The following is a 15,863-nucleotide window of genomic DNA, read 5'->3' as shown; positions in this document are numbered from 1 at the left end:
GGCAACGTTATTCTATTAATTCTACCTGTCTACGAATAATTAATGGTAGCGTTAACAAGATTAACATAATAAGTGAAGCCGAGGGACTTGTGGAAAAATGTCAACAATATCAATTATGGTTAGCGATAGAGCAGGAAGCACGACAGCAAGCCGAACAAGAACCTATGCTCGCCAGTTTTTATCATGCGACTATTATTAAGCATGAAAATTTAGCGTCAGCATTGAGTTATATTTTAGCCAATAAACTGGCAACACCATCGATGCCTGCGATGGCAGTACGTGAAGTAATAGAAGAAGCGTTTGCTAGTGATTGTAATATTGTTGAAGCTGCGGCTCATGATATTCGTGCGGTTGTTGAACGCGATCCCGCTATTGATGCTTATTCTATTCCATTACTTTACCTTAAAGGTTGTCATGCTCTACAAGGGTATCGGGTTGCTAATTGGCTGTGGAAGCAAAATCGAAAAGCACTGGCGGTGTATTTACAGAACCAAATATCAGTAACGTGTCAGGTCGATGTACACCCAGCAGCACAGATTGGCTGTGGCATTATGTTTGACCATGCAACGGGGATCGTGATTGGTGAAACCGCTGTGATTGAAGATGAAGTCTCGATTCTACAAGATGTTACGTTAGGTGGTACTGGTAAAGAAAGTGGTGATCGCCATCCTAAAATTCGTCAAGGTGTGATGATTGGGGCAGGTGCGAAGGTACTGGGTAATATTGAAGTCGGTATTGGTGCGAAAATTGGTGCTTGTTCGGTAGTCTTAGATCCAGTGCCGCCGCATACAACGGTGGCTGGTGTACCTGCCGTTATTATTGGTCGGCCAAAAACGGCTAAACCTGCTACTGAAATGGATCAACAGTTTCATGGTAGTGATGGTGATGACACGTTTAATCATATCGATTAAGTAAGAGTGATGAATTTATAACGCATTAATACTATTGTTAAAAAGGCGATCGAATGATCGCCTTTTTATTTTTAGGTTCAGATTTTTAAGGCGTAAATTTTAGATTGAGCCATTAAAATCTAACTGACGCCATGCTTCAAAAGCAATAATAGCGACGGCATTAGAGAGATTTAAACTGCGGCTGTCGGGTTGCATTGGAATGCGCAACCGTTGCTCTAACGGTAAACTGGCAATGAATTCTGCGGGTAAGCCGCGTGTTTCGGGGCCAAATAACAGCACATCACCTTCACCAAATTTAGCATTAACGTGGTAATTAGTCGTTTTAGTGGTACAAGCAAAAATACGACGGTCTGCCATTGCTTCTAGAAAAGCTTCAAAGTTTTTATAGCGATAAACATGCGTTAAGTCATGATAATCTAAGCCTGCTCGACGTAATTTCTTCTCTTCTAAATCAAATCCTAGTGGTTCAATTAAATGTAAATTAGCACCACAATTAGCACTAAGGCGAATAATATTGCCAGTGTTAGGGGCGATTTCAGGTTCATATAACGCAATATCAAACATAGTCATTCAGCTTTATTTGGTGCAAAAAGAAGCCATATTGTGACAAGCGTAACGGCAACAAGCAATCATCTTTAATATACAGAGCTAACCTTAATGCTTAACGGGTTAGCGGTAATGTCATACTGATCCGTAAACCACCAAGTGGGCTTGAGGTTGCTTTGATAGTACCGCTATGCTGGCGAAGGGCACTTTCTGTTATTGCAAGGCCTAATCCAGTGCCGCCACTGCTGCGATCGCGTGCGGTTGAAACGCGATAAAATGGCCGAAAAATATCGTCAAGTTCATCATTGGGTACCCCTTCGCCATTATCATCAATGGTGATCAGTAACTGTTGTTGTTGCTGAGTAAAAGTAATCTCAATCACATCATTACCGTATTTAATTGCATTACGGATCACATTTTCTAATGCACTGATTAATAAATTTGGATTACCTTTTATTGGCCAATCTTGGAGGTGATGATAGGTTAATGTTTTATGATACTGCTCGGCTTCAAAACAGGCATCTTCTAGCATTTCATACCATAAACTATGGCTATCAACGATTTGTTGTTGTTGGTGACTATTGACCTGCATTCGAGATAATTCTAATAATTCACTGATCATTTTTTCAAGCCGCTCAGCTTCGGTATCAATGCGTGATAACTCACTGCTTTGGCCTTGTTTACGTTGTGCTAATGCGGTTGCCATGCGCAGTCGTGTTAATGGTGAGCGTAATTCATGGGAAATATCCGATAACAACCGTTGCTGACCACTAATAATGTTATTTAAGGCACCCACCATTTGATTAAAGCTAGCCCCTGCTTGTTTAAATTCTTGTGGGCCTTGTTCTAAGGTCGGATCCACTTCAAATTCGCCTCGCGCTACTCGCTCTGCTGCTTGTTGTAATCGTCGTGCAGGACGCGTTACTGCCCAGGCTAACCATAATAAAAATGGGGTACTAACGAGCATGGTAACCAGTAATAATTTAAATGGCTTATCCATTATTTGGACGAAAAATGGGGGGCCGCCACGCCATATTTGACCGCTGTACATAAAAAGGGGGTGTTGTTTAGTGGTAATGATAAAGGGTCCAGCTATTAACCAGCGCCCATAAAGACGTTGCTGAGGCTTGTCAGGGTTATCTGCAATGGTAATAAAATTACGCAGTGCTTTAGTGTGTTTTTGTGGCGCAATAATATCGCCATTAATCGTCGTAAAATAGAGCTGACTATTATGATTTTCTCGGCGTTTTGTCAGTGCTTTTATGCGAGTGATGAGTTTGTCATAATTGGATATATTATGGTTGCTTAAGCGTTGATTAACTTGTATTGCTTGTGATTGTAGTCGCTTTAATTGATGGTCAGGAATAGCTTGCACTGAGCGTGGATCATATTGAAACATCAGCACAAGCATCACCACCACTACGAGCAGTGTGGTCCAGAAGATGGCAAAAATACGCCCATAAAGGTGAGTGAAGCCAGGGATTCTCATTACATCGCCTCAACCAATAAATAACCTTTACCACGTAAGGTTTTTATTAATGGCTTACCATCACTGCGTATTGGTAGCTTTTTGCGTAAGTTTGAAACATGCATATCAATCGCGCGATCAAATTGAGCTAAGCGTTTTCCTAATACTTCAAGGCTGAGTTCTTCTTTAGCAATAATTTTACCCGGATGTTGCACAAAATAGCTTAATAATGCTAACTCAGTTCCTGTCATTTCAATAAGCGTCTGATTGCAAAGTACTTCTTGTCGACCTGGGTAAATGGTCAGATCTTGATATACAAGACATTCACTACGACTGGTTTTAGTATCGGTGTTTGTTTGGGTACGTCTAAGAACCGCTCGCATACGCGCTAACAATTCACGATCGCTAAACGGTTTTGGTAAATAATCATCAGCACCCAGTTCAAGTCCAAGCACGCGATCTATTTCATCGCCTTTAGCGGTTAGCATCATTACTGGGGTCGTGTGTTTTTCGCGTAAGCGTCGTAACATTTCAGTGCCATTCATTTTTGGCATCATTACATCAAGTAGGATTAAATCAATACTACTATCGATTTTAGCTAAGCCATCAATGCCATTGTTAGCTTCTTCAACATCAAATCCTTCTAATTCGAGAATATCTTTTAGAAGTGCGGTTAGTTCTATATCGTCATCAACTAAGAGAATTTTTGCCATGATAAAGTCCTACAATACAATGATGGTTACTTAATAAAGTTGACCTAGTATCGCTAATCTTGGTTGGTACGCCAAGTTAAGCAGCATTAGCTTTACGCTAGTTTACATTTGCTAGACAGCGTTTTACTTTCTACAGGTTATGATAACCATCAAGCCATATAAGATGGTGACTTATTACATGATAGTGCTGGAGAAATAACTATGAAAATATTTAATAAAACACTTGTTATAGCGATGGCATTGCCATTGGTTCTAGGTTCTATGTCAGCATTTGCTGGTCAAGATAATCAACAGCACAATGGTGGTATGAATAAAGGCCATCATGGTGGTAAGATTTTTAGTCAGCTAGATCTTACTGCGACCCAAAAACAAGAAATAAAAACGTTACGTCAAGCGAATCGCAGTGAACATAAAGCACAGCGTGTTGATAATTATAAAGTAATGCAAGTTGAGCGTCAGCAACTTGAAAAACTAGTATTAGCCAGTAATTTTGATGAGTCAGCAGTACGTGCGGTGGCGGAAAAAATGTCACAGCAGCAAGTTGAACGTCGAGTTAAGATGTTAGAGCAGCGTCATGAAATGTTGAATATTTTAACGCCAGAGCAAAAGCAAAAATATGCTGAGCTTAAGCAACAGCAATCAGAAAAACATCTTATGCGTTTAGAAGCTAAAAAATACCATTAATTGTGATGAATTAAGTGTTATGCCGCGTTCATTAGCCATAGTCTTTACTATGGCTTTTTTTGTTTTTGATATTAAGTTTATTATTTGATGATTTTTGGGGATTTTTACTTCGAAGTAGTATGAGAACAAGGCGGAAATTGTATTTTTATGGTAGGTTTTGTTATTAATTTTTATTATAAAACAGCTATACTGCGTAATATTAATTATTGCCAGCACTTCCTTAATGATTAATGCCATTACTTATAATGAGTAACGATAGGTTTATTTGAAAAATTATAATAATAATGACAGATAATAAACATTGGCTGATGAAGAAGTGCCGAGTTAGCGTGATATGAATCAACAAAATATTTCATTAAAATTGTAATACTTCTACATAAGTAAGAAAGTTTCAGTTTTCACGAACATAATTCGATAGTGATCGATTGTGATACCGAGTGGGGGAACCTTGGTATATCGTGTTGGATTTGATTTTTAAATTCCCAAAGTCAGAGGGTAACCATGATTAAGAAGATTGGTGTTTTGACCAGTGGTGGTGACGCACCTGGTATGAATGCAGCGGTTCGCGGTGTAGTTCGTGTAGCGTTGACAGAAGGTCTAGAAGTTTGTGGTATTTATGATGGCTACCAAGGCCTATATAATAACCACATTAAACCGCTTGATCGTCAAAGTGTATCTGATGTTATCAATAAAGGTGGCACATTTTTAGGTTCAGCACGTTTTCCTGAATTCCGTGAAGTGGAAGTTCGTGAAAAAGCGATTGAGAATCTAAAGTTGCACGGTATTGATGCATTGGTTGTTATCGGTGGCGACGGCTCATATATGGGTGCGAAAAAGCTAACTGAAATGGGTTACCCTTGTATTGGTATCCCAGGTACGATTGATAATGATGTTGCTGGTACTGATTACACTATCGGTTACATGACAGCAATGAACACTGTTATCGATGCGATTGACCGTTTACGTGATACGTCATCTTCTCATCAGCGTATTTCAATTGTTGAAGTAATGGGTCGCCATTGTGGTGATCTAACGTTAATGTCTGCGATTGCTGGTGGTTGTGAATATATCATTACCCCTGAAACTGGCCTTGATAAAGAGCAGTTGATCTCTCACATTAATAGAGGTATCGCGAAAGGTAAGAAACACGCGATTATCGCTATTACTGAATTAATGACTGATGTTAACGCATTGGCTAAATACATTGAAGCTGAAACTGGTCGTGAAACTCGCGCAACAGTATTAGGCCATATTCAACGTGGTGGTCAGCCTGATGCATTTGACCGTGTATTAGCATCTCGTATGGGTGCTTATGCCGTTGAGCTTTTACTACAAGGTGAAGGCGGTCGTTGTATTGGTATCCAGTGTGAAAAACTGGTTCATCACGACATTATCGATGCGATTGAAAATATGCGTCGTCCAGTACGTAACGATTTATATGAATTGGCTGAAAAGCTGTTTTAAAATTACGTTATAAAAATACTGAAATCATTAAGGTCGATATTTATATCGGCCTTTTTTTATTGATTAATATTTTGATACCGTGCTTTATTTGTGACAATAAAAAGGCCACCCGTAGGTGACCTTGATTTAATCAATCATGAAGAAAGATTATTTTTTTGCTTCAGCTGCCGCTTTTGCGATAGCTGCAAAGCTTTTCGCGTCAAGTGCTGCGCCGCCAACTAGAGCACCATCGATGTCTGGTTGTGCGAAGTATGCTGCAGCGTTTTCAGGTTTAACAGAACCGCCGTATTGGATAATAACGTTTTTAGCAACAGCTTCTGATTTCGCTGCAATGTGAGCACGGATTTGAGCGTGAATGCGTTGTGCATCTTCAGCTGTAGCCGCTTTACCAGTACCGATAGCCCAGATTGGTTCATAAGCGATGATAGCGCCTTCAAGAGCTTCAACGCCTTGAGTGTTGATTACAGCGTCAAGTTGACGTGCACAAACAGTCATTGTTTCGCCAGCTTCGTTTTGTGCATCAGTTTCACCGATACAAAGAACTGGTGTTAGGCCGTTTTCTTTTAGGAATGCAAATTTCTCAGCAACGAACTCGTCTGATTCGTGGTGGTATTCACGACGCTCAGAGTGACCGATGATAATATGAGTAGCACCGAATTCTTTAAGCATAGCTGGAGACATGTCGCCAGTGAATGCACCGCTGTTGTGTAGGTCAGAGTTTTGAGCACCTAGGATGATCGCGCTGCCTGCATCTGTAAGCGTACGCTCAGCAAGGTCAATGTAAAGTGCTGGTGGAGCAACTGCAACGTCTACGCCAGTAACGCCTTCAAGTTCAGCGTTAAGACCGTTAAGTAGATTAGCAACCATTTCTTTGCTGCCGTTTAGTTTCCAGTTACCCATAACTACAGGATAGCGCATAGTTTTTCTCCAAATTAAAATAATGTAATTATTAACTGCGTAAAAATATACCAGTCGTAACTGAATTTTTACTGTTCAAAATCATTAATGTGTTTGGTTGTACCCTTTTCAAGACAAAAAGTGAACTACAAATAGAGAATTATTTCAATATATGCAGTTTTTGTCGTTTTTGTATTATATTTAGGCAAGATATTCTATTTTGAATGCGTAAGTATTTGTTTATTTTAATGGTAGGATTTTAGCTTGATGTTGCGGTGATTGTGATTGTGATTGGAGTGATTGGAGTGCTTGGTTGAATCGTTGCAATTGGCGCTGTAATTTTTGTTGTAACAGAATGTTGGTGAAGTGGCGGCGAGTTGCAGCAGTTGGTCAAAATTAGGCAGTGAGTGCATTCGCTATTCCTTCCGTCATCGCTATTTATAACTATAGTTGATGACGGTAGTTAGCGGCAGTATTACGATTAAGACTGGGTCTGATAGTTCAGACTCTGTTATGTGGTTTATTAATCGTTGTTTGTGATTACCAATAATGTTCCATGGTAATTTGCCCCGGTTTACGGCGGAGATTTTTAATCAGTCCTTTAGCTTCAAGTACCGTTTTAGTATCACGGACCATCTGTGGATTACCACATAACATCACTTGGCTGTTTTCAGGCGTTAAATATAAACCCACATGGCGCTCTAATAAACCATCAGCAATAGCTTGTGGTATTCGACCTGTTAAACACAGCGGTGCAGGTTCACGACTCACAAAAGGTTGCACAATGAATTGGTCACCATATTGTCGCTTGAGGGCGCTGATTTCAGCTTGGTAACTTAGATCGGCGGCGTAACGCACAGCATGAATAAGAATGATTTTGCGGTATTTATGCCAGACCTCTTTTTGCCCTAAAATAGACAGATAAGGGCCAACTGCAGTACCTGTCGCAAATAGCCATAAATGCTGGCTACTAGCAACTTCATCAAGAGTAAAAAATCCGCTTGCTCGGGCTGATATTTGGACCGTGTCACCTGCTTGTAAAGCATGTAAGCGTGGTGATAATAAACCATCGGTAACGCGAGTAGCATAAATCTCGATATCTGCTTGTTGAGGCGAATTAACAAACGAGTAGGCACGTTGGATCAAATTATCACCGATCACTATTCCCAGCTTAGTAAATTGTCCCGCTTTAAATGGTTCAATGTTCGCGCGTAGCGATAAACTGAATAAATCTTGGTTCCAGTGACGGTTTTCAATAACTTGTGCAGGGATCCAATCAGCCATAATGGCCTCCTCGTTATTTGGATGTTATTCGATAAGCACAGCGCCTTTGGCCTGTAATAATGTGTTCTTGACGTTGAATATGTGTCTGCTCGCCTAATAGTTGTTGGAAAATAGCCAACTCAGAGTGGCAAAGTGATGGGCAGCGAGTTGCAGCAAGACAAATAGGGCAATGATTTTCAACTAATAAAAAGCCGTTATCATCACTGGTAAGCTCTGCCATATAGCCATCATGTTGGCGTAATTCGGTGAGTGTGATGAGCTTACTTTTTAAATCAGGACAATCAATAATGGCTGCTTGGTAATGACTTAATGTGTGTTGTTCTCGTTTTTCAATGATGGCTTGTAGCCCTTGCTGACCAAATAAATCACTCACCGCCTCTAAAGTTTGTACGGCAAGTTCACCATGGTGATCACTAAAATGTTGGTGGCCTTGAGTGGTGAGTTGCCAATGGCGTGTTGGACGTCCGACTTTGACTTTTACATCATAGGCATCGACTAAACCTTGTTCTTCCATCGTCTGTAAATGTTGACGAATTCCCATGGTGGTTAACTGAAACTTTTCAGCTAACACTTTGGCAGTAACAGGGCCATCATATTTGATGTGGTAGAGGATTTTTTCAATAGTTTTCATAATCAATCATTGTTGTTGCTCTTATTATATTATGGGATCAGCCAATTAAATAAAGCAATATCTTTACAATATAATAATGAGTTAAAAGTAGGACTTCTTAGATTTAGGAATGAAATAAGCACAGTAATGAAGGTGAAATAGCGTGAGTAATAATAGATATAAAAAATGCACCGTAGTGCATTTTTTATTGGAAAATTTTGCAGATTATAGCGTATGTTGCTTAACCGCTTCATCTTGACGATTTAAGTCATAACTTGATTGTATACGACGCATAGTGCCACATTTACCACTGATTAATAGGGTTTCAGTAGTCGCGATATTACCTCGGCGTTGAATGCCTTCAACTAAATCGCCTTTAGTGATCCCTGTACCCGCAAAGATCACATCATCGCTGCGTGCCATATCTTCAAGGCGCAGTAATTTGTTGGGTTCAATACCCATTTCAGCACAACGACGAATTTCCATTTCACCTAAACGACGGTTTTCTTCTGTGTCACCTTTTACGTGGTGACGAGGTAGTAAACGGCCTTGCATGTCGCCACCTAATGCGCGAATAGCAGCAGCAGAAACAACACCTTCAGGGGCACCACCAATGCAATACATCACATCAACATCACTTTCTGGTATACAGGTTAAGATAGCCGCTGCGACATCACCATCAGGGAATGCGAATACTCGTACACCCATTGCGTGCATTTCAGTGATAAGTTGATCATGACGAGGCTTGGCAAGAATAGTGACGACTAGCTCGCTTAATGGCTTGTTCAGTGCTTTTGCAATAGCGGCAAAGTTATCCGCTAATGGCTTATCAAGATCGATAACCCCTTTTGCTTGTGGTCCTACAACCAATTTTTCCATGTACATATCGGGTGCTTTTAACAGACAACCTTTATCGCCAGCAGCCAGTACAGCAAGGGCATTGTTTTGTCCCATAGCCGTCATGCGAGTGCCTTCGATAGGATCTACTGCAATATCAACAGCACAACCGCCACAGCCAACATGTTCACCAATATAAAGCATCGGCGCTTCGTCGATTTCACCTTCACCAATCACAATTTCGCCATTAATGTTGGTGTGGTTAAGCAGGGTACGCATAACTTCAACTGCGGCATTGTCTGCTGCAATTTTATCGCCACGGCCTAACCATTTATGGCCAGCAAGGGCTGCGCCTTCGGTAACACGAGCAAATGCTATTGCTAAATCGCCTTTCATGATAACTCCAGATATATAAATCGGTAGGTTAAAGGGTTTAAAAATTCAGCGTAAATTCTAGCATAATTGGCTTATCAACACGGTGGGAAATTAGATTGCCAACGTTATAGGTTGATGATCTAACGCAACAGAATCAGCATTATGTGGTGACGGCGAAATAAAAAAGGCCTGCTATTACGAGCAGGCCCTAAGTGTTATTAAATACGATTACTCGTCGTCATCTTCTTCATCAAATGCCCAGCCTTTGGCACATTCAACTGCACGTTGCCAACCACGGTAGCGACGATTACGTTTTTTATCGTCTTCGCATGGTGTAAAGCTACGATCTAATTGTGATTTATGTTTAAGTTCATCAATGCTGTCCCAAAAACCAATGGCTAAACCTGCTAAATAAGCCGCGCCAAGAGCGGTAACTTCGGTAACGACAGGGCGATGGACTTCCGTTGCTAAAATATCTGCTTGGAATTGCATCAAGAAGTTATTGGCAACAGCGCCACCATCAACTCGTAATATATCGAGCTTAATGCCTGAATCAGCTTGCATCGCATCAAGTACATCACGGGTTTGGTAAGCAACACTTTCAAGGGTGGCACGAATAATATGATTAGAATTCACGCCGCGAGTTAAGCCAACAATCGCACCACGCGCATACGGGTCCCAATAAGGTGCGCCTAAACCAGTAAAGGCGGGCACCACATAAACACCGTTAGCACTGCCGACTTTTTCAGCAAAGTATTCTGAATCGTTAGCATCACTTAGTAGTTTTACTTCATCACGCAACCATTGGACTGAGGCTCCCCCCATAAAAACAGCGCCTTCAAGGGCGTAAGCAACTTCACCTTTAGGACCACAAGCAAGGGTTGTTAGCAGACCATTATGAGAAGTGACTTTTTCTTTGCCAGTATTCATTAGCAAGAAACAGCCCGTACCATACGTGTTTTTAGCCTGTCCTGCAGAGACACACATTTGACCAAATAAAGCGGCTTGTTGATCGCCCGCAATACCCGCGATAGGAATACGAGTACCGCCTTTACCACCAATATTGGTTTGACCGTAGACTTCAGATGAGGCTTTCACTTCTGGCATCATCGATAGTGGAATATTCAATACCGATAATAATTTTTCATCCCATTGCAAGGTGTTGATATTAAACAGCATGGTGCGAGAGGCGTTAGTGTAATCAGTAACGAAAACACGGCCTTGAGTCATTTTCCAAATCAGCCAAGTATCGACGGTACCAAATAATAATTCACCCGCTTCAGCTTGCTCTCGTGCGCCTTCAACGTTATCAAGGATCCATTTAACTTTGGTAGCGGAGAAATACGGATCAACCACTAAACCTGTCGCTTCTCGAATATAATCAGTTAACCCTTGTTGTTTCAATTCTTCACACATATCAGCAGTACGACGACATTGCCATACGATAGCGTTATAAACAGGTTTACCGGTTTTTTTATTCCAAACGATGGTGGTTTCACGTTGGTTAGTAATACCAATCGCCGCCACTTGATCGCTGCGAATACCTGCTTTGGCTAATGCTTCAACCATGGTTGAACTTTGGGTCGCATAAATTTCAAGAGGATCATGCTCAACCCAGCCAGCTTTAGGATAGATTTGAGTAAATTCGCGTTGTGATGAACAAACGATATTGGCATTGTGATCGAGCACCACCGCGCGAGAGCTGGTTGTTCCTTGATCTAGCGCCACAATATATTTTCGATCAGTAGTCATGATGGGTTCCTCGTTATCTTTATTATATTAGAGTCAGTGTCAATTGAGGGGGCATTAAGACCCCTTTGATTGTATTTATGGTTCAAATATTATGCTTCAACCGCAGGGGTCTCTGTATTGCCTTCACATTTGTTCGGTAGCGTACATTTGTTACCTGGAAGGTAAACACCCATAAATTTAGGGTATGCCCAGCCACCAAAAAGTGCGCCACAAATTGGTGCCAGTATTGGTACGATAAAGTAAGGAATATCTTTAGCACCAGTGAGTGCTACTGTGTCCCAACCCGCAAAGAAAGTGAGTAACTTTGGTCCAAAATCACGCGCAGGATTCATGGCAAAGCCAGTTAGTGGACCTAATGAGCCACCGATAACGGCAATCACTAAGCCGATGAGCAAAGGACCCATAGCACCACGAGGGGCACCATTTTTATCATCGCCAATTGCTAAAATGGCAAACATTAAAATTGCTGTAATGGTAAATTCAACCGCAAATGCACCACCAAAGCTTAATGATGGGTGAGGGAATGTTGAAAAGATAGAGGCGGTATCAAGGCTAGCAACCGTGCCACGAACAATGTTATGGCTGGCTTCATAATCAGTAAAAAGGTTGCTGTATAAAGCATAAATTAACGCTGCCGCTGCAAAAGCACCTAATACTTGCGCCATGATATAAGGCAAAACTTTGCGTTTATTGAAACCATGGAAACTGGCTAAGGCGATGGTTACTGCTGGGTTTAAATGGGCGCCAGAAACCCCTGCTGTGACATAAATAGCAATGGCGACGCCAAGACCCCACATTATACTTATTTCCCATTGACCAAAGTCAGCACCGGTTAATTTCATCGCCGCGACACAGCCAACACCAAAAAATATCAGTAGTCCAGTACCGATAAATTCTGCAAAACATTCTCCGACTAGCGCATTAGGTTTGGAACTTGCCATATTGTCAGTCCTTTTGATAAGTAATGTAGGGTATCTCGTTATCCTTTATGCGCTGTAATTTACAATAGTTACTTTTTTTTAAAATAATAACGACTCATTAATGTGCGTTCGAGCATGAATTATTTTCTAAAGTGAGCGTTTGGTGGGTTTTTATTGTCGAGTTAGTTAGGGACAGATCATCGATTGTGATATTTAGGTTATATTGTCGCGAGGGTATGGATTAGAACCATGAAATATAAAATAGCGGCGCTAAATTATCATGGTAATGTCAGACATAATTTGAGAAGGTTCGCAGTTATTACATTATTGACGGTTGACTGTGAAAAAATGATTTTGATGGTATTAACGTGGGTTAAATATGCTTAAAGTTGTTGAATTTAGCTGTTTTTAACTGCTAAATTAAGTAGATATTAGCTGCCTTTGCAAAAATTACATCAGACTTGTATGATTTTCCGTCAATTGCACGAATGCAATGGAAATGTAGATGTCAGCAAGCCATTGCCTCGTTAGAATAGTAGCTAAATATATATAACCCTGTCCGTAGAGATTACCTTCAATTGTTAAGGTAAATATATGGGCATAGATCAGGTGAACAATATGTCTCTAGAAATGTTGGAAAAATTGGAAGCCAAAGTTCAAATGGCTGTGGATTCAATTTCTTTGTTACAAATGGAAATTGATGAACTAAAAGAAAAAAATGATAGCCTAGCTATGGAAGCACAAGAACTACGTTCTGGTCGTGAGAGTCTTGTTCAAGATAACGAAGCACTACGTGGTGAGCATAACGTATGGCAAGATCGCGTACGTACACTACTAGGTAAGATGGATAGCGTAGAATAATCGCGTATTTATTTTAATACGATTATCGGCTCGGTATAACACCTGAAAAAGGTGATATGCCGAGCCGATATTTTATGTGTTGAGATTATGTTTACAACAACGAATGAGTTTATATCGAATGGTAGTTAATGCCACCGTGCAATTTATTAGGCTAATACCATACCGATAGCAAACAATAAATTGGTGATTAAGGCACATTTAACCATGGTTGCCATCATGGGTCTTAGGGCTGCGCCATCAGTTGAATCATACACTTGACGACCATGATTAATTAGAAGTGGTAGGCTGAGAATAAATAACCAGCCAAAGAGTGATTTTACTTCTAATAGGGCAAACAAGCTAAACAATACCACACTAGTCGAAAGTAGTATTAGATGGTATTTACGCCCCCATTGCGGGCCCATGCGTACCACTAAGGTTTGTTTACCACAGGCTTTATCATTATCAATATCACGTAAATTATTGATATTGAGTACACCAACAGCCAATAAACCACACGCTGTTGCGGGTAACATGATTAATGAATCAATTTGCCCAGTTTGTAGATAATAAGTACCCGCGACACCAAGCCATCCAAAAAAGATCAGTACTGATAGATCCCCAAGACCACGGTAGCCATAAGGTTTATTACCGACGGTATAGGCAATGGAAGCGGCAATTGCCAGTAATCCAAGTACTAAAAAGCCAATAATATCATGCGGGTTTTTACACGCGATTAAAATTAAGGTTAAGCCACTAATAGCGGTAAGAATAATATTAATAATCATTGCTTTACGCATTGTTGCTGCCGTAACTAAACCTGATTGCATGGCACGTTGTGGACCTAAACGATCATTGTTATCGGTACCTTTAACGGCATCACCGTAGTCGTTAGCAAGGTTAGAAAGGATTTGTAATAAAAGGGCGGTTAATAACGCGAGCGCTGCAATACTTGCAGAAAAACTACCATGCCATTTTGCAACGGCGCTACCACATACGATTGAGGCGATGGCAAGAGGTAAGGTTTTTGGTCTGGCGGCATCTAACCAAATTGTCAGTGAAGAGGGTGAGTTCATAAATTAGATACTTAAAGTGAATACTGAAAAGGTATTATGGCGTAAATTTGGTCATGCGCAAATTTATCCCATTAATGTTTGTAAAAAACAAAAAAACGGCGCGAAAAAACGCACCGTTTATAATGATAATAACTGGTTTAAATTTGATTATAAAATGAAGCGGCTTAAATCTTCATCTGCAACAAATTCACCTAAACGTGCTTGTACATAAGCATCATCGATTAGGAATTTTTCGCCTGCTTTTTCGCTAGCATCATAAGAAATCTCTTCCATTAAGCGTTCCATAACAGTGTATAAACGGCGGGCACCAATATTTTCAGTGCGCTCATTTACCTGCCATGCAGCTTCAGCCAAGCTATTAACACCTTCTGCGGTAAATTCGATATTTACTGACTCAGTTGCCATTAACGCAACATATTGCTGAGTTAATGATGCTTTTGGCTCAGTAAGAATACGTTTAAAGTCATGGCTAGTCAGTGCTTCTAGTTCCACTCGAATCGGTAAACGACCTTGTAGCTCAGGAATTAAATCTGACGGTTTAGCGACTTGGAATGCGCCTGATGCGATAAATAAAATATGATCTGTTTTAACCATACCGTGTTTAGTCGACACTGTACTGCCTTCGACCAATGGTAATAAATCACGTTGTACGCCTTCACGAGAAACGTCAGGACCTGATGATTCACCACGCTTACAAATTTTATCGATTTCATCAATAAAGACAATACCGTTATTTTCTGCAGCAAAAATAGCTTGTTCTTTTAATTCTTCTTGATTAACGAGTTTAGCGGCTTCTTCTTCAGTTGCAGCTTTTAGCGCGTCTTTGATTTTCATCTTACGTTTTTTGCTAGTGTTACCAGCAAGATTTTGGAACATGCCTTGTAACTGGTTGGTCATTTCTTCCATACCAGGAGGCGCCATGATTTCAACGCCCATTTGTGGCGCTGCAACATCAATCTCGATTTCTTTATCATCAAGCTTACCTTCACGTAATTTCTTACGGAAAGATTGACGAGTGGTTGACTCTGTTGGCGCTTCTTCGTTTTGTCCCCATGCATCACGTGCGGGTGGCAATAACACATCAAGAATACGTTCTTCTGCTAGTTCTTCAGCATGGACACGTACTTTTTCTGTTGCTTGTTGATGAACCATTTTGACTGCGACATCAGTAAGGTCGCGAATAATGGTTTCGACTTCTTTACCGACATAACCTACTTCAGTAAATTTCGTCGCTTCAACTTTAATGAACGGAGCATTAGCCAGTTTAGCTAAACGACGGGCGATTTCAGTTTTACCTACGCCTGTTGGACCAATCATTAGAATATTTTTAGGGGTTACTTCTACGCGCAGCTCTTCAGGAAGCTGCATGCGACGCCAGCGGTTACGCAGTGCAATCGCAACCGCTCGCTTGGCTTTGTCTTGACCGATAATATGGCGGTCAAGTTCGTGAACGATTTCGCGAGGAGTCATCTCAGACATTGCAACT

General features: G+C 40.8%; 15 protein-coding genes. 4 read left to right on the top strand and 11 right to left on the bottom strand.

All coding sequences use genetic code 11. The features are described from left to right. Window positions 1-89 precede the first annotated feature (89 nt). Window positions 90-911, top strand: coding sequence for a serine O-acetyltransferase (gene cysE / locus CIK00_RS06540; protein WP_101768103.1), 822 nt, complete (start codon window positions 90-92; stop codon window positions 909-911). 99 nt (window positions 912-1,010) lie between these two features. Here cysE and CIK00_RS06535 read toward each other — a convergent pair whose 3' ends face one another. The 3 genes from CIK00_RS06535 to CIK00_RS06525 form a co-directional block, all read right to left on the bottom strand. Continuing rightward, window positions 1,011-1,475 (bottom strand): tRNA (cytidine(34)-2'-O)-methyltransferase, encoded by a 465-nt coding sequence (locus CIK00_RS06535; RefSeq protein WP_101768102.1) that lies wholly within the window; start codon window positions 1,473-1,475, stop codon window positions 1,011-1,013. Between the two features lie 97 nt (window positions 1,476-1,572). Then, complete coding sequence (cpxA, locus tag CIK00_RS06530; protein ID WP_101768101.1) at window positions 1,573-2,946, bottom strand: envelope stress sensor histidine kinase CpxA; 1,374 nt, start codon at window positions 2,944-2,946, stop codon at window positions 1,573-1,575. Continuing rightward, entirely contained in the window at window positions 2,946-3,638 is a 693-nt protein-coding gene (locus CIK00_RS06525; RefSeq protein WP_101768100.1) for a response regulator, read from the bottom strand. The genes cpxA and CIK00_RS06525 overlap by 1 nt, the downstream gene beginning before the upstream one ends. A gap of 201 nt (window positions 3,639-3,839) precedes the next feature. Between CIK00_RS06525 and CIK00_RS06520 the strand changes: the two genes are divergently transcribed. Together CIK00_RS06520 and pfkA are read left to right on the top strand one after the other, a co-directional pair. Then, the gene (locus CIK00_RS06520; protein WP_101768099.1) at window positions 3,840-4,322 is read left to right on the top strand and encodes a Spy/CpxP family protein refolding chaperone; all 483 of its coding nucleotides are present in this window, start codon (window positions 3,840-3,842) and stop codon (window positions 4,320-4,322) included. A gap of 501 nt (window positions 4,323-4,823) precedes the next feature. Next, window positions 4,824-5,786, top strand: a complete 963-nt coding sequence (gene pfkA, locus CIK00_RS06515; protein WP_101768098.1) for a 6-phosphofructokinase — start codon at window positions 4,824-4,826, stop codon at window positions 5,784-5,786. Between the two features lie 147 nt (window positions 5,787-5,933). On the opposite strand, the gene tpiA is transcribed toward pfkA, so the two are convergent. The 6 genes from tpiA to CIK00_RS06485 all read right to left on the bottom strand — a co-directional run bounded on the left by tpiA (window position 5,934) and on the right by CIK00_RS06485 (window position 12,482). Next, window positions 5,934-6,704 carry a triose-phosphate isomerase gene (gene tpiA, locus CIK00_RS06510; RefSeq protein ID WP_101768097.1) on the bottom strand — a complete coding sequence of 257 codons (771 nt, stop codon included), beginning with the start codon at window positions 6,702-6,704 and terminating at the stop codon, window positions 5,934-5,936. A 519-nt stretch (window positions 6,705-7,223) separates the two neighbouring features. Then, window positions 7,224-7,967: a ferredoxin--NADP reductase gene (locus CIK00_RS06505; protein ID WP_101768096.1), complete on the bottom strand. Its 744-nt coding sequence runs from the start codon at window positions 7,965-7,967 to the stop codon at window positions 7,224-7,226. A 13-nt stretch (window positions 7,968-7,980) separates the two neighbouring features. Further along, window positions 7,981-8,598 (bottom strand): helix-turn-helix transcriptional regulator, encoded by a 618-nt coding sequence (locus tag CIK00_RS06500; protein ID WP_101768095.1) that lies wholly within the window; start codon window positions 8,596-8,598, stop codon window positions 7,981-7,983. A 204-nt stretch (window positions 8,599-8,802) separates the two neighbouring features. Further along, window positions 8,803-9,810: a class II fructose-bisphosphatase gene (gene glpX / locus CIK00_RS06495; RefSeq protein WP_101768094.1), complete on the bottom strand. Its 1,008-nt coding sequence runs from the start codon at window positions 9,808-9,810 to the stop codon at window positions 8,803-8,805. A gap of 207 nt (window positions 9,811-10,017) precedes the next feature. Beyond that, window positions 10,018-11,541 carry a glycerol kinase GlpK gene (glpK, locus tag CIK00_RS06490; protein ID WP_101768093.1) on the bottom strand — a complete coding sequence of 508 codons (1,524 nt, stop codon included), beginning with the start codon at window positions 11,539-11,541 and terminating at the stop codon, window positions 10,018-10,020. An 89-nt stretch (window positions 11,542-11,630) separates the two neighbouring features. Then, the gene (locus CIK00_RS06485) at window positions 11,631-12,482 is read right to left on the bottom strand and encodes an MIP/aquaporin family protein (protein ID WP_101768092.1); all 852 of its coding nucleotides are present in this window, start codon (window positions 12,480-12,482) and stop codon (window positions 11,631-11,633) included. 597 nt (window positions 12,483-13,079) lie between these two features. Here CIK00_RS06485 and zapB point away from each other — a divergent pair. After that, on the top strand, window positions 13,080-13,322 hold the full coding sequence (gene zapB / locus CIK00_RS06480; protein WP_045028996.1) for a cell division protein ZapB: 243 nt from the start codon (window positions 13,080-13,082) through the stop codon (window positions 13,320-13,322). Between the two features lie 146 nt (window positions 13,323-13,468). Here the strand turns inward: zapB and CIK00_RS06475 are convergent, their stop codons facing one another. After that, entirely contained in the window at window positions 13,469-14,377 is a 909-nt protein-coding gene (locus tag CIK00_RS06475) for a 1,4-dihydroxy-2-naphthoate polyprenyltransferase (protein ID WP_101768091.1), read from the bottom strand. 147 nt (window positions 14,378-14,524) lie between these two features. Beyond that, a complete protein-coding gene (gene hslU, locus CIK00_RS06470) occupies window positions 14,525-15,856 on the bottom strand; it encodes an HslU--HslV peptidase ATPase subunit (protein ID WP_101768090.1) in 1,332 nt (443 codons plus the stop codon). Window positions 15,857-15,863 lie beyond the last annotated feature (7 nt).

Source organism: Photobacterium carnosum (genome assembly GCF_002849605.1).
In the GTDB taxonomy this organism is placed as follows: Bacteria; Pseudomonadota; Gammaproteobacteria; order Enterobacterales; family Vibrionaceae; genus Photobacterium; species Photobacterium carnosum.
The sequence above is the reverse complement of the archived record's forward strand: the minus strand, read 5'-3'. Positions and strand labels throughout refer to the sequence as shown.